A 26,240-nucleotide genomic window follows, 5' to 3' on the forward strand; every position below is an offset into this window, starting at 1 on the left:
AATATTAAGATTCTCTTTAGTTATGCGTTTTCCGAAAATTGTATGTCGTAAAGTTTTTTATATTTCCCGTCCAGTTGAAGTAATTCCATATGAGTTCCGGATTCTACAATCTTTCCGTCTTCCATCGTAAAAATACGGTTTGCGATTTGTACCGTAGAAAGTCTATGCGCAATGATGATCACGGTTCTGTTTTTATAAAGAGACTCTAAGGCTTCTTGTACTAATCTTTCCGATTCTGTGTCAAGTGCGGATGTCGCTTCGTCCAAAATCAAAATTTCAGGATTGAGTAATAAGGCACGTGCGATCGCAATCCTTTGTCTTTGACCTCCGGAAAGCATGACTCCTCTTTCGCCCACGATCGTGTCTAGACCCTCTTCGAATGATAAAATAAATTCCATCGCAAAAGCCTGTTCGCAAGCGGTTCGAAGTTGTTCTTCAGTTACGTTTTGATTTCCGTAGCAGATATTTTCTCGAATGCTTCCGTTAAACAAAAAGACTTGTTGAGATACGATTCCGATTTTTTTTCTAAGATTACTTAGATCTAGATCTCGAATATCAATTCCGTCTATGAGAACCTTACCTTCCTGAGGATCTATCAATCTAGGCACAAGATCAACTAACGTGGATTTGCCAGCTCCGGAGGCTCCCACCAATGCGATTGTTTCTCCTTTGGGGATCTCTAAATTGATTTCTTGAATGGCAGGATTTTTGGCACCGGGATACATATAAGTGACGTTGTTAAATGATAATCCTGTTTCCATTTTTTTAAGGAACTTGGGATTTGCCGGATTTCTAATATCCGTTTCCTGATCCAATAACTCGAACACCCGATCCCCCGCCGAGATTGCGCTTTGGATCGAATTGGAGAGCATGCTCATCTGTTTAAAAGGTCGCATTAAAAAAATCAGCGTTAAAAAGAAGGCCATAAACATACCACGGGAGAATGTTCCGTCTTCCATTAAATAAGCGCCGAAACTTAAAAAGATCACGGCTACAATCGAGCTAAACAACTCGGTTAACGAAGGACCCACCTGGTGATAAAAATGTCCTTTGAAGGTTTTGTCCGAAAGGTCTTGGTTAAATTCCCAGAATCTTTTTGCTTCCGTTTTTTCCATGGAAAAGGCGCGGATCACTCTGATTCCGGAGATTACTTCCTGAAGATGTCCGTTTAACAAAGAAAGACGTTCCTGTTGATTGCGTGTTGCTCTGCGAATTTTGTCGGCAAACGCGGATACCGGACCCATCACGATCGGAACGATTATAAAAACCGCAAGAAACATCTTCCAACTTAAATAAAGAAGAAGAAGTAAATGTGTGACGATATAAAAAAAATCAGTGATCGCGTCCTTCAAGTCCGAGCTAATCAATTTTCCTAGAACTTCTACGTCATTGATGATTCTACTCATCAGAATTCCCGTTTTTTCTTGTACGAAATGATTGAGAGGAAGAATCTGAGCTTTTGTGTACAATTCCAATCTAAGATCTCGAATCGCTAGATAACCCGCCGAGTTGATACAATACACCGCGGCGGCTAGAAAGATTAGTTTTAAAAGATAAACGGGGAAAACGATAAAACAAAAAAGTAGAACAAGTTCGTCGTGGCTCATCTTCTTTAGAGAAGAGTTGAGTTGTATCTTCCACTGAGCGAGTTTGAGTTCAATGGATTCAACACTTGTAAAAGGTTCTTTTTCTTCTAAACGTTGTAAAAGTATTTTATCCTTTTTAGTCAGAGAAATTTCGAAGTTCGTTTTTTCTCCTGTTCCTAAAGAATCAAAGATAGGAATCAAAGAAGTAAGAGAGGCTCCGTTTAAAATCGAAACGAGGAAGGACAGTACGATTCCCAAAGTCAATCTATATTTGTACTTGAAGGAATACTTTAGGAGCCGTTTATATATGTTCATTGGACGGGTTTAGTCTTTTGAATACTTATCTAACCTTTTTTGCAGGAATCCTCGTTTTGTCCCTTCTTTTTTCCGGTTGTAAATCTAGAGAGGAAGATCCTGAAGAATTAATTCTCTCCATTCCATCTGACCCGATCAGTTTGGATCCGCTTTTCTCTACCGATTTATCTTCTCGCACTCTCGGAAAATTTTTATATCCGTTTTTATTCCAAAAAGTGCAGAACGGTAAACCTAACTATCAACTTGTGGAATCGTTTCAATTGGTAGGCGCCGGAAAAATTCGTTCTCTTAGACTCAAGCTTAGAACATATACTTTGTCTAATGGAGAAGAATTAAAAGCGGAACAGGTTCAAGAATCTTTGGATCGTTTGGTGAATACTCCTGGTCCTAAAAAAAACCAATACTCTTTTATTAAAGAAATCAACGTTCTTTCGGAAAAAGAAATAGAACTAAAAATTACGGGTGGACTTAGGCAGGCGGTGGATTTACTTTCCTTGCCACCTGCCGGAATCGTTTGTTGCAAAACCGCAGATTCCAAAACATTGGAACCTGAATCGTTTGAAACATTAGAAAAAAAGAATGTATTAGAGATTCCTAAGGCCGGAAAATATATTCTGAGAGAATGGAAAAAAAATAATTATATACTTCTAGAAAAAAATCCTTATGTAAACGAAAACCTTCCCAAAAAGATCCGTTTGAGAATTTTGGCTTCCGCTTCCACGGGTGTGTTTCTTTTTTCCAAGGGAAAAATGGATCTGATGCGTATCCCTAACTTCTTATTAAAAAATCCTCATATTCAAAAAGAGGATCTTCGGTTTAGAAAAGGGGGAGGTATTCAATACATAGCGATCAATGCGAACGAACCTTGTTTCGATTTGAACTTTAGAAAAGCCTTAAATACTTCCGTAGATGCTGATCTCGTAATCCGAAAACTATTAGAAGGCAATGCGGATTTAACCTTCGGTCCGGTTCCTTCGGGGACTGTCGGACCATCTGAAATTCGAAAGATTGTAGAGGAAAATCCGGAAATTCTTTCGATCCAAAGTCATTCTCAAGAGAAAGCGAATGAATATCTGAAAAAATCTTCTTGTTATCCGAAAATTTTAGAAAGGGAAATCGATTTTAGAATGAGAGGAGACGAGGAGAATAACGCGAACGGTTTGGCTTTGGTTAGTTTTTTGAACAAACTAGGACTAAAGGTTAAAATTCATCCTATGGAAAAAACGACCCTTTATAAAGAAAATTCAGAAGGAAAAGGAGATCTAACGTTACTTTTTTGGTACGCAGATTTACCGGGAGCTTGGAACTTTATAGATCCCTTATTTTCCGGCAGAGACAAGGGAAACGGCGGAAACAGGGCGCACTATGAAAATCGGGAACTTGAAAATTTACTTTCCAAAGTTAGAAATTCCGATTCCTTGAACTCGGAAACGACCCAGGCTTTGAGGATACTTCTCAGAGAAAATCCTTGGATCTTTCTCTGGTCACCGTATGAGGTTTTTCTAATATCCGAAAAAGCAAAACGTTATTCTAATTTGGAGGATTATCTGTAGTTTCCGGAAGTTCTAGTTCTACGGAATCCCCGTCTCCGTCTTCTGCTTGAGGAAAGTTTGTGGTAGTTCCGGGTTCTTGTATTGTAGTAGTTTCCGGAATCGTAGACCCAGTTGGTTGTTCTCCGATGTAATAATATTGACCGTACAAAGGATACATACAAGGAACGGAGGAATGTAATTGTAAACCGGTTTCTCCGCAGACGTCCACCTGCACAAAATCGCCGTTAAACGGTTTGATCAGCGTATCCGAAAATCCTATATTCTTTGCGATATAATTTACGTAACGAAACCAGATGTTTCCGCTGATCGCGGAACCGGAACCTTCAAACGGAGCCCCCACGTCATTTCCGATCCAAACGGTTGTGACTAAATCTGGATTGATTCCCGCAAACCAAGCGTCTCTCACTCCTTTGCGCGTTCCCCATTTTTTACGGGCTTCTTTGGGAGATTGTACTGTTCCGGTTTTGCCTCCCATAGGAAAAGAATCTTCCCCTTTCAGTTTGAGCTTCATCGTTCCTTGTTCGCTTAACACCGCTTCTAAAAGATTGATCGTTTCTGCGCAGGCAACAGGATCTAAAATCTGAACCGCTTCATTCAGATCTTTGAGAGGAGCGGAGAACATTTCGCTACCTTCAAAATCCGTAATTCTAAGAATTTGAATCGGAGAAACTTTTTTGCCTCCGTTTGCAATCGTTGCGTAAATCAAAGCGAGTTCCATAGGAGACAATTCCCCCGAACCTAACGCCAAAGAAAGGTTGGGTTGAAATCTTTTTTCAAGAGTCGACTTGTCTATGTCTAAGATCATTGAAATTTTTTCTAAAAATTCATTCACACCGAATTCGTTTAACAATTTGACCGCGATTGTGTTGATCGATTGTGCGAAAGCGATTCTTGCTGTAACTTCTCCCTTGTAACCTTTATACCAATTTTTAGGAGAATAACCTCGGATGTTAATTGTTTCATCCATTACCATAGAAGAGGGAGTTATAATTCTATTTTCGAAAGCGATTGCGTAGACCAAAGCCTTGATCGTAGAACCCGGCTGTCTGAGCGCCGAAACGGCTCTATTCAGCCTAAATATATTAGAAATTTTGTAACTGCCTACCATCGCTTCTATATAACCGTTTCCCGGATTGATTGAAATCAAGGAACCGTTCATATTGTCTATGATCGATTGTTGGATTCTTGTTTCCTCAGAATTTCCTTTTTTAGAGTAGAAAGCTTTTGTTTCATTCAGCTTTTTGCGAACAGATTCGATACCTTCTCTTAAAGATTTTTCAGCAGCTTCTTGTTTATCATAGTCCAGAGTTGTATAAACGTTCATTCCTCTCGTTTCAATGTCTATTTCGGAGAACGTATCTAAAATATGCTGACGAATTCCATAATTAAAATCGGGCGCAAGATTTACGGTGAAGTCTTTATCGAAACCGTATCTAGCAATATCAGAAGAATAAAATTCTTTTTCGCCGTCTTTAGTGATTTCCACATTGTAGAAGGATTTGAATTTTTTCAGATTCGAATCTATCTTACGAGGGAAATTTTTATCGATGTTTGAGGGATTGGGATGTAGATGTTGATTTTGTGCCATCGGAGCCAAAACGAGCTTTTGTCTTTTCAAAGCGGTTTTTAAACTTCGAACCGGGTTATAATTGGAAGGAGCCGGAATGATACCCACGAGCATAGCCGCTTCTTCCGGAGTCAGTTCCGTAGCGGCCTTGTTGAAATAATAACGGCTCGCTTCTTCTACTCCGGTGTTCCCTTCTCCTAAAAAGATTCGATTGAGATACATGGAAAGAATCGTGTTCTTATCGAACTGGCTTTCGAGATAAAAAGTACAGTAGAATTCCGTAATTTTGTTAAATATGTTTCGTGCTCCCAGATCCAAGGTAAGTTTTGCAAGTTGTTGAGTGATCGTGGAACCACCTTGTTTTTGAAATGTGGTCAAATTGATAAAGATTGCTCTTAGAAGGGCGGTGTAATTGATTCCGTGATGGTTGTAAAATTCCCTATCTTCGGAAGAAAGAAGCGCCCAGATGATGTTCCCGTGTTCGGTGAGATTGTCCGTGCGAATCGGTTTAAATTTTCTTCTGGAAAATTCTCCGATCAATTTACCGTTTCTATCTAAAATTCGAATTGGACGAATCTGGCTGACTTCGTAATAATTTGTGACCTCGTTTTTAAACTTATCTAGATTGGAAACGACTTCATCTTTTTTGGATAACCAAACCACATAAGAACCGCCGATTAAAAAAGAAGTGACCGAAATCGTTACAATGATCGCATAACGTAAAATTTTTCTCCAATGATTTTTTGAAAAATGGAGAATCTTTATAAAACTTTTTTGGATTGGATTGAACACTTTCTCATTACCGGATGTCATCGTTTCCTCTTATTATCCATTTGGATCTTAGAGAAAGACAATAGAAACGATACGATCTTTGTAAAGTATTAGAAATCTTTTCCGTTTAATTTTGAAGCGGATCAAAAGACTATTTAAAGTAAAAAACTCGTCCTAAATCGGAACAGAGTTGGTCCTAGCAAGATGAATTGTTGAATTTACACATTTGATAAAACAAAGTAAAACTTGGGGAATGCAGATCAAAGTTATCCTATAACTAGTTTAACCTTGTATGTAAAATAAGACTCTAACGAACCTTCCATTTTAAATATACCTTGTGTTATTAGGACTCGCAGGCGATATTCCCAAAATCTGTCTTGTATCAGTTGTTCGTAATTACCTAGGGCTGTTCCAATCAATCGAATCGCATCACAAAAAGAGTTTTGAGCATCTAATTTTTTTGCACATTCGATTATAAATGAATCCAAATGATTTTCTTCGGCTGAAACGACTCGATCTCCTTTCCGAATTCGAAGTAAATTTGTACTGTTTAAAAACGTTTCCCATTCTTTTTTTAAATCTGTTTTTTCAAGATCCGTTAAAAATGGAATTTCTTTTGACTTTTCGTAAATTTTTGAAATTTCTTCAAGTGATAATTGTCCCGTTCTGAAAACTTCGTATTCTTTATGGAACAATTCTTTGTAAACTTTCGAAGCGTGAATGACGCGGATTTGGTTTTGTCCTTCTAATAATGAAAGTATAAAACAAAATCCAAGATGATCCCCTGCACAATCTCCTTTCCATATAGTCATTGGTAAATCTTTAGGAATAGAATCGATTTCTTTCAAACATTGCGTAAAGTCTGAAAAATAATCTTCTTCCTTATAATAATCGGAACTTATATTTTTAAAAAGCCATTGTTGTCTCTTTTGTTGCCCAACTTCCGTATTGATTTGATAAATAGGACCTATGGAAAGATCATCCCAACAAAATGTGGTTACTTTCTGATTGAGTCGTTTTAAATCGTAGGTAGTTGTTTCGGAAAAAGAAATTTGAATTTCTGAATATTCTGTTTTTTTCATGTTTTAGGGGTGAGTCATTGTATTATAAGAGTTAGAAGGGAATTTTTACGCACTGATCTGAGCTGCATAATAAAGTATCCAATCCGATAGTCTACACTAAATAATGCGAATTCTGCGTAAGAAAGTTTAGGCGAATCCGGCTTTGCAGGACCGTGCTTTTGGCTCCAGTCAATAAATTTCATAAAAGAAACCTAATACAATATCTCGTCTTTTATTTGAGAGAACGTTCTGCTAAAGTTCCCTCGTATCGATTTCGCGTCCAGAGGATAGAAGCTACTAAACCTTTCCTATTTCTGGTCTCAAAAATGTGGGAACTCATACAAATCGTGGATTTACCAGTAGTTCCACACTTGAATACGATAAGTTATAAACTTCTATTTTTTAAATTGTGGTAGTTCCTACAGATTACGTCTCTTTTTATCTTTTTTGCGATTTTAAATCATACTTTTCCGAACGAAATTTTGCAGTAGTTCCTACATTTAAAGAATCGATCTACAAAGTCCAGATCCCAACTTTTTCAAAATTATAGTTGTTGAAAAAAATTCCATAGTGGCGTTTAACAAAACTATTTCAATTGCTCGTTTCCATGAAATAGAAACAGATCAAGAATTCATTTTTCAACAACTTTATTCTAGATTGGCTTCAATTTGTCCTTTCTCTCCTTTTAAAGAAGAGAAAGAACCCTTCCAAAATGCAGTTATGGAAGAATTCGAAAATGGTTTCAATCCACTCTCCTTTTAAAGAAGAGAAAGAACTGGTGACAAAGTATTTTCCGGATGAGCAAGATAGGTTTCAATCCACTCTCCTTTTAAAGAAGAGAAAGAACAGCGGCTTGATAGGTAGAAAAATTATATATTATAAAAGCTTTATTGGCTTTTATAGACATAATAATTGCGAACCTACTTTTGCCATGCTGAACAAATACTAAGCGAAACCGTTCAATCGCCAAACAGAGAATCAATACAAGGGTGCGAAAGGTTCGTGATTGATCGGGAGAAACAGGTTCGCAGAAGCGTTTTCATTATAAATGATCGGCTTTTAAAAATCTATAATATAGTTAAAGAAAGAATAGAATTAGAAATTTATAACTATCTAAAGAGACGTAATTATGAAAACCACTGTGTTTCGTATTTTGAATTATAGAGTTGTTGGAAAATTAATTCTTGATCTGATTGGAATGGACAATTGAAGCAATTTTACGAATCGCCACTATGGAATTTTTCAACAACTCTATTAAATATCTAAAATATAGAAAAGTTTTACTTACTTTTCTTCAGAATGGTAAAATTGACCCTTCTATTTTTTTTACGTGCTTCTTCGGAATCATTTTTACTCAAAGGAACGCTGTCCCCAAAACCTTTGGTTTGGATTCTTGCCTTAGAAATAGAATGTTTTTGAAAAAGATATTCTGCGACCGCCGCCGCTCTTTTTTCGGAAAGAATTAGATTATCCTTTTTTTTACCAACGTTGTCAGTATGACCTTCTATCTGAATTTCAATATCTGGATTTTCCTTTACGATTTCCGCGAGACGATCCAGTTCTGGAGCGGATTCCGGGGCGATCTGAAAACTCTTGGATTCAAAAAATAAATTATTGATTTGAATGGAACCTCTATCCCGGATCGGAGGAAGTTGTAAAATTACTTCCACTTTTTCGGAGAATTTCTTTTTAGAGGTTAGATTCAAATTTTGTGATACTGGCAGATAACCTTTTTTTTGGGCGTAAAAACCGTAATTTTCACCGAAGGGGAGAATGATCGAAAAATTACCGTTAGACGGATCGCTTTTGGCACTACCGATCTTCTCGTGAGACTTTAAAGATTCATAATGTATGTCAGCGGAAAGAGGATTACCATCCGTATCTAAAACCTTACCGTTTACAACCACAACCTTTTCGGGACGCATTTCTTTAGGAAGATAAGCCATAAACAATCGGCCGTCTTTGCTGATATAAGCCCAGTCGCTATTTGCGGGAATGGAAAAGAAATTCACACCTTTTAGATTTTCGGAGACTTCCACAGGTTTGGTCCACTGATCCCAACCTTCTCCGATTCTTTTTGTCATATAAATAGAAAGTCCCTTATGACCGTCGCTGGAAAAATAAAGGGTTCTATCATCGCTTGCTAAAAAAGGAGCCATCTCTTCATGAGTTGTGTTGATCACTTCTCCTAAGTTTGTTCCTAAAGGAAAAGATCCGTCGTTTAACATTTTGCTGACATAAAGATCCAATCTTCCTTTAGAGTCCTTGTGTTGAGAAGAATAGATTAAAATTCTCCCGGAAGAAGAAAGAGTGGATCCACCGAAAATTTCTTGGCTTGAATCGTTTCTTTTTCTATAAAGATTATAAAAATCAGGAAATTTTAATATACTCGGTTTAGACCAGGAATCTTTTTCTCTAAAACTTTTATAAAGAGGAACCCTGCTTGAAATTTGTTTCGTTTTTTCGTCATATTCCGCTCTCAGTTCTTCTATTTTTTTTCTATATTCGTTTGAATTTTTAGAAGAACGAGCGGCCAAGTCAACCTTCGTTTCGAAATTTTTACTGAGTTCGTCTAAAAGTTCTTTTTCGCCAAACGTCCCAAAGACGAAAAGTTCGTTACCGCCAGGGAGTGCAGAGATAACAGCGGAAGGCATTTCATTATTTAAAGGAGCGCTCATCTCCTTGCCATCTTCCCAAAGACCCTTTTCGTCTAGTTTAGAATACCAAATCTTTTGAGTTCCGGATTTACCTCGTTTGACATAAGCGGTCCAAAAAAGATATTTACCGTCCGGAGAAACTGTGGGATTGAATGCAAAAATATTATGATTTACGTAATCAGGAATTTTTTTGATCGTCCAAGGTTTGATTTCTTTAGAATCCAAAAAGGGATAAATTCCATAACGTATAGGGTTGCAGGTCGAACCTTTCATACTGCATAAAATTCTTACGGTCTTGTCGTTAAGTAGAGAAAGTTCGGAAGTGATTTCGTTGGACTCGATGGGGACGTATGCGTTTTCAGAATTGAGTAATTTTCCGAACTGAAGAATTTTTCCAGTTAATAATTTATAGCCAATCTCTAGTTTGAATGTTTCGTTATGAGAAACGTTTTTTAATTTTTCTCTTTGTGATGCGAGTTGAGTAAAATTCTCTTTAGGAATCCAAGAAGCGGAGTCACTTAGTTTTTTTGAGGAAGAATTTTTATCCTCAGACTGAAGACCGGAGAAAAGCAAAAGGCTTAAGATCAAGGTCAGCAGAGTTTGTAAGATACGCATACGTTTTCAACTTCGGTAGAATTTCAAAAGTACTTAATTCTACTTTTTATTGGCAAAAAACCCTATTTTGAAAATCATGGTCATCAGGCAGGTATCCTAAATGATCAGCACTTCCGGATTGACTCTAAACTTTGGTAAAAAGATACTTTTTGAGAATGTTACCGTAAAGTTTAAGGAAAATTGCAGATACGGATTGATCGGAGCAAACGGTTCTGGTAAATCCACGTTTATGAAAATTCTCGCTGGAATGGAACAAGCGGCGAGCGGTTCTATTTCTATAGACGCGGGTTTAAAACTAGGATACTTAAAACAAGATCACTACGAGTATGAAAACGAAACCGTTTTGAATACGGTCATCATGGGAGACAAAGAACTTTGGGAAGTTTCTCAAGAAAGAGATGCGATCTATTCTAAACCTGAGATGTCCGATGAAGATGGAATCAGAGTTTCCGAGTTAGAAGAAAAATACGGAGAACTAGGCGGATACGAAGCGGAAAGTACCGCAGGGGAATTGTTAGAAGGATTAGGAATTCCTACATCAAGTCATACTCAAACTCTCGCATATTTAACGGGAGGATTTAAACTCAGGGTTCTTTTGGCTCAGGTATTATTTCAAAAACCGGATATACTTCTTTTGGACGAACCTACCAACCACTTGGATATTAAGACCATTCATTGGTTAGAGGAGTTTTTAACCAACTATCGCGGAGTAGTGATCGTAATTTCTCACGACCGTCACTTTATCAATTCGATAGCGACTCATATTGCGGATTTAGATTATCAATCATTGACAGTTTATCCGGGCAACTACGATGACTTTATGGAAGCTTCCACGATGGCCCGCGAACGTTTGTTAGACGAAAACAAACGTAAGAAAGAAAAGATCGCCGAACTACAAGATTTCGTAAATCGATTTAGTGCAAACGCGAGTAAGTCTAAACAAGCTACTTCCAGACAAAAACAGATAGAAAAAATCAAGTTAGACGACGTTAAACCCTCTTCCAGGGTTTCACCTTATATTCGTTTTAAGATGAAAAAGACACTCGGAAAGGACGTGATCCTAGCAGAAAATATTTCCAAGTCTTATGATAGACCCATTTTCAAGGATTTTACGATCAACATTACTAAAGGTGAGAAGATTGCAATCATTGGAACTAACGGCGTCGGAAAGACCACTCTTTTAAAAACGTTGATGAAACAGATTGAACCGGATACAGGAAAGGTGGCGATGGGAGATTCGGTCACTTCTTCCATTTTTCCACAGGATCATAGAGAAGGTATATTAGAAGATGCTGATACACTTGTGGACTGGCTTTACAGATACGCCGATCCAGGAACCGAGATGGAGGAAATCAGGGCGATATTAGGAAGAATGTTGTTCAGTGGGGATATGGCCAAAAAACCAACGAATGTACTTTCTGGAGGAGAAAAATCCAGACTGATCATCGGAAGGATGATCATTTCCGGAGATAACCTTTTGGCCCTGGACGAACCTACAAACCATTTGGATTTGGAGACGATAGAAGCTCTGAACTATGCGCTTTCCATATTTGAAGGAACTGTAATATTCGTTTCTCATGATAGAGAATTCGTGTCTTCACTCGCGACCCGTGTGATCGAGGTTTCCACTGAAGGAATCCGTGATTTTAAAGGAACTTATGAAGACTTTTTAGAAAGAGAAGGGGCTGAGTTTTATAAACGTTTATCCGGTGGTCCCGTTTTAGCTGAGACTTAAGAATCTGTCCCAAAACTGTCGAACTACCTAAAACGCTTTCGTAAAAAGCGTTTTGCTGAGTTTCAACGCTTTCGTAAAAAGCGTTTTGCTTTAGTTTCAATGCTTTCGTAAAAAGCGTTTTATATTAAAACAAAGACGATATTTTATATTACGTTTTCTACATGCAATTTATTGACCAGGCTAAGGAGCCCGGTCCAGGTACCTGTGGCAAGCCGGATTCGCCTCGATTTCTTACGCGAACTCACGTTAAATTACTTAATTCTATAAAAATCTGTAAGATCATTCTTTCTGGATTTTATAGAAGTTTTCATAATTTCCAATCAAACTGAAAAATAAAAAAATTTGAATATTCTCGTGGTTCGATCGAGCAGATTATTGTATAAGAACCAAGGATCAATAAAATCTAATTTTAGTCGAACTTCATACGTTTGATCGTTTTTAAAATTAACTTAGAATGAAGTTTACAAGCTTCTTCCAACCCTTGATACAAAAGAAAACTTTTTTTAGCGATTCCTAATCTTTCATTTTTCTTTTCTTCCAAAGTCAAACCACCTTCATAACCCTCCGTGATCATCAAAACGGTTCTTTGAATACTTAAACCTAAAATTTCAGTAAGTCCTTTACGGGAAGAAACTTCTTCATCAATACGGTCCATCTCTTTTAAATTTTTCAGAATCTGATCTTTAAAACGGTTTTCTTCTTTTACTTGAAAATACAGACGCTCCGAAAGAATTCTACCTTGAGTTACTTTTTCAATAAAACCCTTTAATTGATCAGATAACACATTCAATTCGGAAAGAATTTTTTTCTTCGATATAAATCGGGAAAAGTTTTGTGCAACATCGTCTTCGTTTTTTGAAAATGAATTTGTTTCGCTAACATACGCTTGTGAGAAATGGGATTTATAGTTTAAAAAATCAGATTCGAGTCGTTCTTTTTCGGAGATAAAAAGAATTTGGTTCCGGATCGATTCCACAAACTTCAAATCACATTCATTTTCTTGAATGTATTTTGAAAAGTCCATATTAGGAATTCCATCTAAAACAACTCCGTCTTTTCCGAAATTGAACCAAGGGCTTTTTTTAGGATGTTCCTCGAACCATTTTTTGAAAATAAGAAGTTTTTCATTAGTCCTAATTTCTCCACCTCGAATCGAAACCGCTTTTTTTACGGGAAGAGCGGTCATCTGTTTATGATTATGATATTCCCTTCTCAGTTTTCTGGATTCTACATGATTAAGTCTCTCTTCTAAAACGGCACCCTTACAATGTGCAAGTTTATTTGGAAAAGAAAGATCCTGACCCACAAGAAGAATATTCCTTGCTTTCATCTTTTCCGCAAGACTGACAGCGTTAGTCGAAACAGATCCTCCAAAATCCACAACTCCAATTTCTTCTTCTGGTTTAGAAGAAAGAATTCGAATCAAAGGAAACGGAGAAGAAGTAAAAAAACCGTTTTTAAATTCACCGGGTAGTCTCAAAGAATGATACGAAGAAGTAGGATCGAAAACGATCTTAGCATTGCCGTTATAACCTTCCAAATATTTCGTATTAAGAACCTGAGGATCGACAGAAAAAACCAGATCCGGATCAATTCCAAAATTCCAAAGAACCATCAACGCGGTATCCACAGCGATTAAAATCAAATTCTTTTTATAAGTTTTAATATCATTCAAAGAAAGAATCAAAGAAGGTCCGGCCCCACAAACGAGAATGTCCGCCTTACCTTTACAAATTCCGAATAAAGAACGTATCGGCTGCATCGATGTAAGTTGAGGAAGATTGGAAATAAAATTCCGAGTCCAGATCTTTTCAAAACGAGTTAAAGTGGAAATATTTACGTCCTTTTTATGGAAAAAACTTTCAGAGATAAAACGTAGTTCTTCGTATGAATCTTTTTTCCATCGATTACTTCCTCGATGCGGAATAAAACTGATCGGAAAACCCGAAATCCCTCTAAAAGCGGAATAAAGATCTTCTTCTAAAATAGGAGACAATAAAATCCTAAGTCTACCGGATTCTAAAAAATCTGAGTAATCAAAAATAGAAAGCGCATAACGTAAAACTTCAGGAACAACTTCCATCCAAACGGCAGTTACATTCTTAAACTTTAAACTTTCTTGAACTACATAACCGATTCCGGCACCAAAAAAAAGAAAAACTCTTTCCTCATCCTCTTTTTTTAAACCTTCCAGAAGACGTTTGGATTCAGTGATCGGATCCATTAAACTGTGAAGCGCGATACCTTCTGCAATTAAAACGGGATGTCCGGTTTTGGAAGTTTTGATTTCTAGAGAAGAACTAAAAGTTGAAACCTGAGAAATGGAAAATACCGGAGAAGCTGAAGTGTCAGTTCCTTCTAACTGGGATACATTCGAAGAAGAAGTTGCAATCGATTTAAGAATTTTTTCCCGTATCAAAGGGAAAACAATGGATAAACTTTTTAAGTTTTTTTCAAGAACCGACGAAGTCGAATAGATCATAATTTTAGAATATACTATTTATTTGAAATATAAATTAAGTCTTCTATCTCCGGTCTTTTTTCCAGGAGCGGGTTCCTGCTCGTAACAAAATCCGCTTCCATGAAATTTAACCGAAATTCCGAGAGGTCTTACTATTTCTAAAACTTCTCGTTTGCTTTTTCCAATTAGATCCGGAATCCCATCAACATTAGTCTCCTTTATGTTCTTCCTTTGAAAACGTTTGAGAGAAACGTTTAAGGTTCGTTCTCCTTGTTCAATAATTGGAATGATATTTTCCACAACTTCTTTAAAAACCGGAGCGGCCAACCCTCCTCCGGAATGAGTTCCACCTTTCGGTTCGTCAAAAAGAATCAAACCCACAATCTTAGGTCGTTCCGCCGGAAAAAATCCTAAAAAAGAAGCGGACCACAAACCTTCCACATAACCCTTTCCGGAGACGGCTTTTTGACCGGTTCCAGTTTTGCCAGCGATCGAATATTCCTGAATGTAAGCGTTTTTTCCGGTTCCGGATTGAACCACTCTAGTCATCGCTCTGAGAATTTTTTCCGTAGTGTAGTCTCTAATTCCAATCGGAGTTTCTTGAGTTTTAAACTCGTGAAGAATTTCTCCGTAAGAATCGCTGAAATGAGAAACCACTCTAGGAGTTAACATCCTTCCTCCATTGACAACGGAAGCCGCCGAAGCAACCAATTGAATCGGTGTCACCGAAATTCCTTGACCGATCGCCATAAACATAGAAGTAGCGGGAGTCCATTTTTTCAAAGGAGGAAAATAACCCGCGGATTCGTTCGGTAGAAATCCTGTTTTTTCTCCAAATTGAAACTTCTTCATATAATCATAAAGTAATGTTTCCGGGATTTTTTGAGAAGCCTTGATGATTCCAACGTTGCAGGAATATTGAAGGATTTCCTCTAAGTTCAAATGTCCGTGAGCTTCCGTACATTTGATTTTTGTTTTTCCAAGTTCCACATATCCGGGACAGTGAAACTTCTCGTCCGAACGTATTAGATTTTCATTGAATAGTACGGATGCCAAAAAAATTTTCATCGTAGAACCCGGTTCGTAGACGTGACGAATCGCCCAATTTGTATGGGAATCTTCTCCCGATTCGTTATATTGATTTGGATCGAATGCAGGAAAGGAAGCAGATGCAAGAATCTTTCCGGTATTGATCTCCATTAAAATTCCGATGGCTTTTTTAGAACCGGTTTCTTCGAATCTTTTTCCGAGAGCCTTTTCAAGTTTATACTGGATCAAACCATCAATAGTCAGATGTAAATTACTACCTCTAGACGAATCAGATTCAGTTGGAGTCATTAAGTCTTGATTGTATTGAACTTCCAAACCGGAAAGTGCCCGGTCGTCGTCCATTCCTGTAAAACCGATCAAACTGGAAGCGAGATTGCCATGTGGATAAACTCGTTTATATTCCTTTTCTCTTCTTACACCTGGAAGTGCAAGATCCATAATTTTGTTACCAAGAGATTCGTCGATTTCTCTCTTTAAAAGAAAATAACGACTCTTTTCTCGAATCATAGCTTCGATTTTTTCGGCAGACATATCCAAGTAAGGAGCCAATTGAACTGCTGTAAAATTTGGATCGTAGATATTTGCTGGATAAATTCCGATCGTTGCCGAATCCACGGTCATAGCGAGTTCGATTCCTCTTCGATCGTAGATCGCTCCTCTCATGATTCTATCTCCAGTTTTTAGAACCACTTCTCGTTCATTCCAAAACGTGAGGAAGATAACTCTTCCGGTTAGTACACAAAATAAAATACAAAGAAAAGAAAATAGAATCGTGAGTCTGGTTTTACGGGAATTCATTCTCTTTGTACAAGATCGGCCAAAACTTAAATTTTGAAAAGAGCTGTTTTAAAGTTGTAATGAAATCATTTAGATTATTACTCAGAACTACATAATAGAGCATCTACTCGGACGCATGATAATAATTCTATTCTTAAGTCTATTTCAAAACTTAAAATGTGGGATCTCACACAAAAAAGCCAACGATTCTAGGTTTAGCACAATTTCGAGAAGGTTTCTTTTAAAAAAAATCCCCGTTAATTTTAGGTACTATTTTTATGCTTCCAATTACTGATCTCTATAAAATTGAGTACCGTTAATTTATCACAAAACACTAATTCCATGCAATATTTTAACGTGAGTTCGGCGTAAGAAAACCGGGGCGAATCCGGCTTGCCACAGGCAGCCGGCCGGGCTCTTTAGCTCTGGTGAATAAATTGCATACAGGAAACATAATACAACAATCGTCTTTAGATTCAATTTAAAACGCGATCCGTCGAGCGCCAATAGAAGCGAGACGCTTTAGTTTGAGAGAGCGTTTTGCTTTAGTTACTTCGAACGCATCGATCCCTTTCGCGTTACGCCCTGCTCACGTTATATTAAGTACTTTATTATATAGTTATGAGTAACGTGGATTCGTTTTATAGAAATCTGATTTTTTATAAAAAATATTAGAAACTAAAGCACAACGCTTTCCTCAATGCCGATCCTTAGAGAGGCATTCGCTGAGTTTCTTGAATCGCGTTGGAAACTCAGTTTTACAGAGGATTTGTCGTAATTCCGACAGATCTATATTGAAATCTAAATATTTGTGGGGTTGGTTATGGTAGAGAGAGTTTTTACTGAGTTCATTCACCGATCCCTTTCGCACTAACCGTATTCACGCTAAATAGCCAGCTAATTTATCATTATAACTTAATGGTGAGAGTTTCCACGTCCATGTTACAAAATTTTATCGTAAAATCGTGGTTTGCATGCAGTAGTTCCCACATTTTAGAAATAGATCTACAAAACTCAGATTCCAAGTTTTTTCAGAAAAGTGAATCTGGCTGAACCCACGTTTGATTTCACAGTAAAACTTTGAATGTGGGAACACATACAAATCTCACCCAAACTACCCTCTTTAATACCCAAATAAGAATATTATGTCACTTCTATCGGAATTTTTCCGGCACTCTCCCCTTTTTAATGCTAAAAAAAATAGGATTTTAAATCCAAAATGGGATCAGATTACTTTCTTCCTTGACATTTTTAAAAGGAATTCAGAAACTAAATGTATAAATTAGCACTCTAACATTCAGAGTGCCAAAACCAATGGATTTAACAGAACGCCATAAAAGAATTCTAAAAGCACTTGTAGACGAGTTTATCCAAGAGAATCGGCCCGTAGGTTCTAAAACACTTTTTGATAAACACGATATAGGGCTATCACCCGCTTCAATTCGAACCGTATTGAAGGACTTAGAAGACTTCGGTTATCTTGCGTCCAAACATACTTCGGGTGGAAGAATTCCGACAGAAAGAGGTTATCGTTTTTATGTCGATTCTCTTGTAATTTTATACGAGTTGACTCTGAAAGAAAAACAAAGAATCCAACAAGAATACCTGAAGATGCAATTTAAACTCGATCAGATATTAAAGGCAACCGCTTCGGTACTTTCCTCTTTATCGAACGCCGCGGGAATTGTAATCGGACCCGCAAAAAATTTAGATACTCTGAAACATATAGAACTCATACACGTTCGTGGAGACGAAATTCTAATGATACTCGTAATGAGATCGGGAACCGTATTACACAGAAATATTTTCGTGGATCAAAATTATTCTCAAGAAGCGCTTTATCAGGTTTCTAAATATCTAAATGATAATCTCAAAGGTTACGATATATACGAAATTCAGAATGTAATCATTCCGAAATTGACGATCCGAAAAGACGGACCGGAAGATTTTACTAGAATCGCAGATCTGATTTCTTCCGCAATGACACCGGATAATTCCGAAGTAACTTTATATATAGATGGATTTAAAAATCTTTATGCGAATTTCAGAGACGAAGAACAACAACTTTCTCAAGTCCTCTCTCTTCTGGACGATCAAGGATTTTTAAAGGCATTTTTTTCCGAATACATCGACCAAGATGGGGTATTCACGATCATTGGAAAAGACGGAGATAGAAGTATGTCCGGAGTTTCTATCATCACTTCGAACTATAGGATGGGAGAAAAAAAGATCGGAGCCTTGGGAATTATAGGACCTCAGAGAATGGATTACAACAGAGCCTTACCGCTCGTTGACTTCACGTCAAAACTTGTCTCCGAGATGGTGACTCGCATTAGTAAATAAGGGAGAATACAATATGGCCGAAACATCAAACAACAAAATTTCGGAAGAAGTAAAGGCCAACGGGAAAAAATCCCAATCAGAAACATTAGAGGAAAGTAAATTAGAAAGTATGAATTCTGAAGAATCGACTGAAACGACACAAACTGAGTCAATGAAAGAAACGGAAACTCCGTTACAAACAGAATTGGAATCCGCAAAAAAAGAGATAGAGTCTTTGAAAGATTCTTGGGCAAGAGAAAGGGCTGAATTTCAAAATTTCAAACGTCGGTCCGCTCAGGAATTCGTTTCAATCCGTAAGGAAGCGGTCAAATCTCTTGTAAGCGGTTTTTTAAATCCAATTGACAACTTAGAAAGAGTGGGCGCGACTCAGACCAACTCGGAGGAATTAAAACCTTTCGTGGATGGAGTTACAATGATTTTAAAGGAATTTTATTCCGTATTAGAAAAATCGAATGTAATTCGCTTCGATCCAAAAGGAGAACCGTTCGATCCTATGTCCATGGAAGCTCTTTCTTCGGAAGAAGGCGATCAATACTCGGAAGAGACCGTAATAGACGTCTATCAACCGGGTTATTACTACAAGGAAAACGAAGATAAGTTTACACTTCGACCTGCAAGGGTTCGAATCGGTAAACCGAAATCATAATTAGAATCTCAGGAAATATAAAGGAGAAAACAAATGTCCAAAGAAAAGATTATAGGTATCGATTTAGGAACTACTAACTCGGTCGTTTCCGTGATGGAAGGTGGAGACCCGGTCGTTATTCAAAACTCAGAAGGAGCGAGAACCACTCCTTCGATCGTAGCATTTACCGCAAAAGGAGAAACCCTAATCGGTCAGTTCGCAAAAAACCAAGCGATTACGAACGCGGTAAACACGATCCGCTCCGCAAAACGTTTTATAGGACGTAGGTTGAACGAATGCGAATCGGAAATGAAACACGTTTCCTATAAAGTCATTCGCTCCGGAAACGAAGGAGTTAAGTTTGAAACCTCCGCCGGAGAATTTACTCCCCAAGAAATTTCTGCTCGTGTGCTTATGAAAATGAAACAAACCGCGGAAGATTATCTTGGTCAAAAAGTTACCAAAGCGGTAATTACCGTTCCGGCTTACTTCAATGACGAACAACGTCAAGCGACTAAAGACGCTGGAAGAATCGCCGGTTTGGAAGTGGAAAGGATCATCAACGAACCGACCGCGGCCGCTCTTGCTTACGGTTTTGATAAGAAAAATGTAAATTCTAAAATTGCGGTTTACGATCTCGGAGGTGGGACGTTTGACATTTCCATCTTGGAACTCGCGGACGGCGTCTTTGAAGTAAAATCCACAAACGGGGATACTCATCTTGGAGGAGACGACTTCGACATGGCGATCATGGAGTGGATGATTTCCGAATTTAAAAATCAAACCGGAATCGACATTTCCGCAGATAAAAATACGGTTCAAAGACTAAAAGAAGCCGCTGAAAAAGCAAAAATTGAACTTTCCGGAACGATGTCCACTCAGATCAATCTTCCTTTTATCACCGCGGACGCTTCCGGTCCGAAACATTTGGACATGACTCTTACTAGAGCTAAGTTCGATCAACTTACAAAATCTCTTGTGGATCGCACTCGTATTCCTTGCGAGAACGCACTTCGTGACGCGGGCCTAAAAGCTTCTGACATTAATGAAGTGATTTTAGTTGGTGGTTCTATCCGGATTCCTGCGGTTCAAGAACTTGTAAAACAAATCTTCGGAAAAGAACCGAACAAATCCGTAAACCCGGACGAAGTGGTTGCGATCGGTGCGGCCATTCAAGGCGGGGTCTTAGCGGGAGAAGTTTCAGATGTTCTTCTTTTGGACGTAACCCCTCTTTCACTTGGAATCGAAACTCTTGGAGGAGTGATGACCAAGTTGATCGAAAGAAACACTACAATTCCTACTAAAAAATCGCAAGTGTTCTCCACTGCTGCGGATAACCAATCCGCGGTATCGATCCACGTTCTGCAAGGTGAAAGAGAAATGGCTTCCGCAAACAGAACTCTTGGACGTTTTGATCTGATTGGAATTCCACCCGCACCTAGAGGAGTTCCTCAAATCGAAGTGACCTTTGACATAGATGCAAACGGAATCGTTCATGTATCTGCAAAAGACCTTGGAACCGGTAAGGAACAAAAAATCCGAATCGAATCTTCTTCCGGATTATCCGAAGACGAAATTCAAAAAATGGTCAAAGATGCGGAAGCACACGCAGCTGCAGACAAGGCTCAAAGAGAAGTAATCGAAGCGAAGAACGAGTTAGATACTCTTGCATATTCCTTGGAAAAAACCGTAAACGAGGCGGGAGATAAAATCGGCGCGAACGAAAAACAACTCGCAACCGACGAAATCAAACGCGCAAGAGAAGCGATTGAAAGTAACGATAAAGCAAGAATAGAATCCGCAAAGGCTTCTCTTTCTAAAATCGCCACCGATATTGCAGGTAAAGTTTATTCACAAGGTGCACCGGGAGCAGAACAAGCCTCTGCAGGAGGTCCCAACGGCCCCGGTTCGAACGATCAAGGCAACTCTGCGAACAATAACGGAGAAAAGGTCGTCGACGCGGATTACACCGTAGTGGACGATGAGAAAAAGTAAACGTGGAACAATTACAAAGAGCATGACACGTGAGTTTTTCGAAACGATTCGTAAAAGCACGTGCAAGTTTTTTGAAGTTTAGTTCGTAAATGAAGGAAAACCATCGGATCCATAGTTATCGTTTTGTGAGTCAATTTAGATTTCAACATTGTGAGAATTCTCACACTTGTGAACTAAATTCTACAATCAAACTTAAACGTATGTGTAACGTTTCTACACAACGATTGTAGATTGCAAAATCTTGGCTTTGATAACTGTGGTTCTTGATGTTGGAAATTTATTTTACGGAATAGAATTTAAAGTTTCGAAACATCGAAAAACTTTTAATACAAACCGCGTATAAAACTAAAAACTTTTTACGCGGCTTTTTGGAATCATCGAAAGTGTTGAAAACAAAGTCGAAAAGTAAGAACGAAACATTCAACGCAAGTTTGGAATGAAACAATGAGTGAAAGAAGTTACTATGATATTCTTGGGGTTTCCAAGAGCGCTAACGACGAGGAAATCAAATCCGCATATCGTAAGTTAGCAATCAAATACCATCCCGACAAGAACAAGGGAAATAAAGAATCCGAAGAAAAATTTAAAGAAGCCACCGAAGCCTACGAGGTTCTAAGAGATCCTAAAAAACGCCAGGCCTATGATCAATTCGGAAAAGCCGGTGTCAGCGGAGGAGCTGGAGGTTTTGGTCAAGGGGCCTATACTGACTTTTCAGATATCTTCGGAGACTTTGGAGATATTTTCGGTGATTTTTTCGGCGGAGGCAGGAGCAGCAGCTTTGGAGGCGGAAGAAGATCGGGTCCTCAAAGAGGTTCCGACTTACGTTATAACTTAGAAGTTTCCTTAGAAGACGCGGCGCTCGGTAGAGAATATAAAATTGAAATTCCACGTTTAGAATCTTGTGGAGATTGTAACGGTTCAGGAGCGAGTAAAGGAAGTTCACCTGCTACTTGTCCCGATTGTGGTGGTTCGGGCCAAATCAGAAGAACACAGGGATTTTTTTCCGTAGCTACAACCTGCCCTACTTGTAGAGGAAAAGGAACGATCATTTCTAACCCTTGCAGATCCTGCGGCGGACAAGGCCTTCAAGAAAAACGTAGAACAATCAATATCAAAATTCCTCCCGGAGTGGAAACCGGTTCCAGATTAAAAGTTTCTGGAGAAGGAGAAGCCGGACCGAACGGCGGACCTCACGGCGATTTATACGTTGTAACCCATATCAAAAAACACGAACTTTTCGAACGTCAAGGAAACGATCTAATTCTAGTTCGAAAAATTTCTTTAGCGCAAGCGATCTTAGGCGCGGAAATCGAAGTACCTACGATCGATGGTAAAAAGGCAAAGATGAAAATTCCCGAAGGAACGGAATCTGGTCAAGTTTTCCGTTTGAAAGGTCATGGAATGCCTTATCTAGGTGCCTATGGTAAAGGAGATCAACACGTAATCGTGAAGATCGAAATTCCTAAAAAGATTACAAGAAGACAAAGAGAATTGATCGAAGAATTTGCAAGAGAATCCGGAGAAAACATTCCAGGATCCAAAGGAAAAATCTTTACAAAGTAAAAGGAATTCGATCTTTTTCATTCTTTAATTTGAGAATACAAAAAAGATCGGTTTTTACTCTCTATAAAATGAATTTGATGATCACAAAATGATAGGAATTTAATTAGACGATCGTTGTCTTCGGATTTTATAGAAGTTATTTAAAGGTGAAATCCTATCTATTTCTTAATGATGAGGAATTGCCAAACTGTAAAATTTTTAGAACAAACCTTCGTAAAAAATCGAGAAAACATTTCTAGAATAACAAGCTGATCGCAGAATTAAAAGGAAATACAATGACAGAAAGAGTTAAACTCGGCGTGATCGGAACCGGTCATATGGGCCAGTATCACGTAAACGTTGCCAAAACCCTTAACGACGCAACCCTAGTCGGAATTTACGATTCGGATCTAGAAAGAGCAAAACAAATCGCGGAAAAACACAAAACTTTGTCTTTCTCTACAATCGACGAATTAATTTCAAAAACGGATGCGGTTGTAATTGCGGTTCCCACTTTTTTGCATCATGAAATTGCCAAAAAAGCATTAGAAGCCAACAAACACGTGTTAGTCGAAAAACCCATCGCTGAAACTACCAATCAAGCCAAGGAACTCGTAAAAATCGCTGGAGAAAAAAACCTAGTTCTTCTTGTAGGCCACGTGGAAAGGTTTAACGGAGCAGTATTAGAATTAAGTAAAATTGTAAAGGATCCTTTGTTGATCGAATCAAGAAGACTATCTCCCTCTAATCCTAGAATCAAAGACGTCGGAGTTGTTCTAGATATGATGATTCACGATATCGATATTGTGCTGAATCTGGTAAATTCTCCGGTTAAAAAACTTTCCGCCTCGGGTAAAAAGGTATCATCTAATCACGAAGACGTAGCAAACGTGTTACTCGAATTTGAAAACGGATGTCTTGCAAGTATTACTGCGTCGAGAGCGACTCAAGCAAAAATCAGAACCTTGAATATAACCCAGAAAGACGTCTATATTATGCTCGATTTTACGGATCAAGAAATCGAACTACATAGACAAGCCACTTCGGACATTCTTCTTTTATCCGAAGAGATCAAATATCGCCAAGAATCGATCGTAGAAAAAATATTCGTTCATAAAGACAATCCTCTCAAACAAGAGCACGAACATTTTATCCGTTGTATCAGAAAAGAAACGGAGCCGATCGTAAATAGAAATTCGGACGTTTCTACTTTAGAAATCGCTTATCAAATTCTTTCGGAAATTCACGGAATTTCTAATCAGTAATCCCGTCTAAAATTGGTTACAATATGGAAGATAATTACAGCGGAAAAATTTTAATCTCCAATTCTTCGATCGTCATGGATTATTTTAATCGAACCGTCATTTTAATGGTGGAGCATGATCACCAAGGAGCCTTCGGTTTAGTTCTTAATAAAAGACAAGAGGCTTCCATAGGAGAAGTAATCCAAGGTATTCCGGATCACGTTAGTCGAAACCTACTTATCTATTCAGGTGGTCCGGTAGATCCTACGTTTATTTCCGTATTACATGAAGATAATAAAATTTCTCAACCCGGAATCGAGATAATTCCAGGTTTATATCTTGCGAGAAGTTTTGATACTCTTCTAGAATTATTAAAATCTTCTTCCAAATTTCACGTATTCCAAGGTTATTCTGGCTGGGGCGCGGGGCAATTGGAAACGGAAATGAATCGCAAGTCTTGGGTAATTCATGAAGCTTCTAAAGACTTTGTTTTAAATCAAGATCCTGAAACAACCTGGCAAGAAGCTCTCAAAAGCAAGGGTGGAATTTATAAATATTTCGTAGAACATACAAAAGATCCTATGTTAAATTAACGTAGATCTGATTTAGATTGCGTTCCATCTAAAAGAATTTCATACCCAAAAACTTCAGAGTCTAAAAACTCCTATCATTTAAACTTCGCTTTTAAAAAGCGTTCTGAACGTAAGTAACAATACTCTTTATGATCACAGTATTACTTGATCCTATAAGATTGAGTATCGTAAATTTCCTTTACAAGTCCTGATTCAGCCAAAATATCCAGAATTTATTATATAACTCTAAAGTTAGCCACCAAACAGAGACTTTATGAAGAAATTTGATTTTTTAAATCTTTATCTTTTATAGAAATTCCTTAAGAAAGTTGTTTATCTGATACTTGCAGAATAAAAACTCTTTTGAAATTTTAAAACAGTTTCAAAGTTTTTTTTAACCTTTACAACAAAGTCAAAATTTTTAAAATCAATCCATCAAGGGGTTAAGTTATGAAAAAATTTCAAGGCCTGTTTTTTATTTTCACGATTTTAATTTCTTTATTCCTGATTGAAGATCTTTCCGCAGACGGCTGTTATATTTGTACTTCCGGTTCCACGGATCTTTGTAGAGATTATTGTAGATACACCGGCTCCGATACATTTGATAACAGAAAAAAATGTCAAGACAAAGGTTGTAAAGTAGGCGGAACGGCTTCTTGTCCCACTGCTTCCAATTATAAGGTTTGTTCTGCTCAAACGAGAGTTTCGACATCTGAACGTTTCGCCTCAAATCGATAAGATTCTCAATCAATATAAGAAAAACGTGAATTCGGTATAACGCGAAAGGGATCGATGCGGGGTCAATAAATTGAATCTAAAGACGATTGTTGTATTATATTTCCTGTATGCAATTTATTGACCAGAACTAAAGAGCCCTGCCGGATGCCTGTGGTAAGCCGGATTCGCCCCGGTTTTCTTGCGCCCTGCTCACGTTAAAATAGGCGAAAGAGTAATTGTTTCAACGCTACTCTCGCCTTTTTTAACCGCTTTTTGATTTTCTTTCCTACTTGTCGTGAGTTTGGTGTAAAAGATTTGTTTTATAAAAACCTGATTTTTTCATAAAAAATAAATGTTTAAATATTTGTAATACGACTTAATCTGTGGGAACTCTCACAAATATCAGTTAAACTTTGAAAATTGTGGGAACTACTATGAGATACAAAAAAACATCGTGCATCCGACTTTTGCATAAAACCACTGTTTTACGGCCATTATCAAAATTTAAATCCCAGTTTAACATGAGCAGTGCGTAAGAAAGACTTTTCTAAAAGTATGAGTTCCTCTAATTTCAGAATTTGTTCGTAAAATAGTGGCTTGCAGTAGTTCCCACACTTTAGGAATCGATCTATAAAGTTCAGGTTCAACTTTTTTCAGAACCACGGCAGAACTCACATTATTAAAGTTGTTGAAAAATTCCATAGTGAAAATTCGTAAAATTGCTTCAATTGTCCATTCAATCCAATACAAACAGATCAAGAATTAATTTTTCAACAACTCTATTTCACATTGATATTATTACACTTTCTCTGTACAAACAGTTTTGAGACCGGCTCTTAGTTGCGTTGTTTATCTATTTCTGCGTCTAAAAGAGAATTCAGCGTTTCTTCCACTGAACCTCTTACCAACTCACTCAAGTTCTTTTTGAGTTGAGCCTCATCCACTTGGATTACGTTCAAGTATGTTTTTTCTTCTTCTGCCCTCATGAAGGTTCTCCTTTTCCTTGAAATTTGTTTGGTCACAATCTCAATTGGCAAGGAGAGTTTTTTTTATT

At 37.9% G+C, this 26,240-nt stretch carries 16 protein-coding genes and 2 pseudogenes; 9 read left to right on the top strand and 9 right to left on the bottom strand.

The annotated features are described in order from the left end of the window. Positions 1–20: 20 nt before the first annotated feature. A complete protein-coding gene (locus LEP1GSC049_RS219195) occupies positions 21–1,850 on the bottom strand; it encodes an ABC transporter ATP-binding protein (RefSeq protein WP_004754744.1) in 1,830 nt (609 codons plus the stop codon). Between the two features lie 50 nt (positions 1,851–1,900). Here LEP1GSC049_RS219195 and LEP1GSC049_RS219190 point away from each other — a divergent pair, with 50 nt between their 5' ends. Continuing rightward, complete coding sequence (locus LEP1GSC049_RS219190; protein WP_004778047.1) at positions 1,901–3,454, top strand: ABC transporter substrate-binding protein; 1,554 nt, start codon at positions 1,901–1,903, stop codon at positions 3,452–3,454. Here LEP1GSC049_RS219190 and LEP1GSC049_RS219185 read toward each other — a convergent pair. From LEP1GSC049_RS219185 to LEP1GSC049_RS219175, 4 genes are all read right to left on the bottom strand, one after another. After that, positions 3,432–5,834 carry a transglycosylase domain-containing protein gene (locus LEP1GSC049_RS219185; RefSeq protein WP_016560544.1) on the bottom strand — a complete coding sequence of 801 codons (2,403 nt, stop codon included), beginning with the start codon at positions 5,832–5,834 and terminating at the stop codon, positions 3,432–3,434. The genes LEP1GSC049_RS219190 and LEP1GSC049_RS219185 overlap by 23 nt on opposite strands. A gap of 224 nt (positions 5,835–6,058) precedes the next feature. Beyond that, positions 6,059–6,874, bottom strand: coding sequence for a DUF1835 domain-containing protein (locus LEP1GSC049_RS219180; RefSeq protein ID WP_004754437.1), 816 nt, complete (start codon positions 6,872–6,874; stop codon positions 6,059–6,061). A gap of 14 nt (positions 6,875–6,888) precedes the next feature. Beyond that, positions 6,889–7,056: a hypothetical protein gene (locus LEP1GSC049_RS2000000227790; RefSeq protein WP_232397958.1), complete on the bottom strand. Its 168-nt coding sequence runs from the start codon at positions 7,054–7,056 to the stop codon at positions 6,889–6,891. 1,077 nt (positions 7,057–8,133) lie between these two features. Continuing rightward, the gene (locus LEP1GSC049_RS219175) at positions 8,134–10,125 is read right to left on the bottom strand and encodes an OmpA family protein (protein ID WP_016560572.1); all 1,992 of its coding nucleotides are present in this window, start codon (positions 10,123–10,125) and stop codon (positions 8,134–8,136) included. A gap of 100 nt (positions 10,126–10,225) precedes the next feature. On the opposite strand from LEP1GSC049_RS219175, the gene LEP1GSC049_RS219170 reads away from it, so the two are divergent. Beyond that, positions 10,226–11,860 (top strand): ABC-F family ATPase, encoded by a 1,635-nt coding sequence (locus LEP1GSC049_RS219170; protein WP_004778132.1) that lies wholly within the window; start codon positions 10,226–10,228, stop codon positions 11,858–11,860. A 409-nt stretch (positions 11,861–12,269) separates the two neighbouring features. On the opposite strand, the gene LEP1GSC049_RS219165 is transcribed toward LEP1GSC049_RS219170, so the two are convergent. The 3 genes and pseudogenes from LEP1GSC049_RS219165 to LEP1GSC049_RS2000000227795 form a co-directional block, all read right to left on the bottom strand. Continuing rightward, the gene (locus LEP1GSC049_RS219165) at positions 12,270–14,342 is read right to left on the bottom strand and encodes a motility associated factor glycosyltransferase family protein (protein WP_016560635.1); all 2,073 of its coding nucleotides are present in this window, start codon (positions 14,340–14,342) and stop codon (positions 12,270–12,272) included. An 18-nt stretch (positions 14,343–14,360) separates the two neighbouring features. Then, positions 14,361–16,169 (bottom strand): penicillin-binding protein, encoded by a 1,809-nt coding sequence (locus LEP1GSC049_RS219160; protein ID WP_004754491.1) that lies wholly within the window; start codon positions 16,167–16,169, stop codon positions 14,361–14,363. Positions 16,170–16,411: 242 nt separating this feature from the next. Next, a pseudogene (locus LEP1GSC049_RS2000000227795) lies at positions 16,412–16,602 on the bottom strand (hypothetical protein). 860 nt (positions 16,603–17,462) lie between these two features. On the opposite strand from LEP1GSC049_RS2000000227795, the gene hrcA reads away from it, so the two are divergent. From hrcA to LEP1GSC049_RS219125, 7 genes are all read left to right on the top strand, one after another. Next, positions 17,463–18,491, top strand: a complete 1,029-nt coding sequence (gene hrcA, locus LEP1GSC049_RS219155; protein WP_004753530.1) for a heat-inducible transcriptional repressor HrcA — start codon at positions 17,463–17,465, stop codon at positions 18,489–18,491. A 13-nt stretch (positions 18,492–18,504) separates the two neighbouring features. Then, positions 18,505–19,137 carry a nucleotide exchange factor GrpE gene (gene grpE / locus LEP1GSC049_RS219150; protein ID WP_004753785.1) on the top strand — a complete coding sequence of 211 codons (633 nt, stop codon included), beginning with the start codon at positions 18,505–18,507 and terminating at the stop codon, positions 19,135–19,137. A gap of 33 nt (positions 19,138–19,170) precedes the next feature. After that, entirely contained in the window at positions 19,171–21,111 is a 1,941-nt protein-coding gene (gene dnaK / locus LEP1GSC049_RS219145) for a molecular chaperone DnaK (protein WP_004754850.1), read from the top strand. Positions 21,112–21,555: 444 nt separating this feature from the next. Beyond that, positions 21,556–22,674, top strand: a complete 1,119-nt coding sequence (gene dnaJ, locus LEP1GSC049_RS219140; RefSeq protein ID WP_004753816.1) for a molecular chaperone DnaJ — start codon at positions 21,556–21,558, stop codon at positions 22,672–22,674. Positions 22,675–22,949: 275 nt separating this feature from the next. After that, positions 22,950–23,918: a Gfo/Idh/MocA family protein gene (locus LEP1GSC049_RS219135; RefSeq protein ID WP_004755369.1), complete on the top strand. Its 969-nt coding sequence runs from the start codon at positions 22,950–22,952 to the stop codon at positions 23,916–23,918. Positions 23,919–23,941: 23 nt separating this feature from the next. Next, complete coding sequence (locus LEP1GSC049_RS219130) at positions 23,942–24,490, top strand: YqgE/AlgH family protein (RefSeq protein WP_004754121.1); 549 nt, start codon at positions 23,942–23,944, stop codon at positions 24,488–24,490. 429 nt (positions 24,491–24,919) lie between these two features. Continuing rightward, the gene (locus LEP1GSC049_RS219125; RefSeq protein ID WP_004754874.1) at positions 24,920–25,207 is read left to right on the top strand and encodes a hypothetical protein; all 288 of its coding nucleotides are present in this window, start codon (positions 24,920–24,922) and stop codon (positions 25,205–25,207) included. An 818-nt stretch (positions 25,208–26,025) separates the two neighbouring features. Here the strand turns inward: LEP1GSC049_RS219125 and LEP1GSC049_RS2000000228215 are convergent. Further along, positions 26,026–26,172, bottom strand: a pseudogene (locus LEP1GSC049_RS2000000228215) (IS256 family transposase); the annotation flags it as partial. Positions 26,173–26,240 lie beyond the last annotated feature (68 nt).

This window comes from Leptospira kirschneri serovar Cynopteri str. 3522 CT (assembly GCF_000243695.2).
GTDB lineage: Bacteria > Spirochaetota > Leptospiria > Leptospirales > Leptospiraceae > Leptospira > Leptospira kirschneri.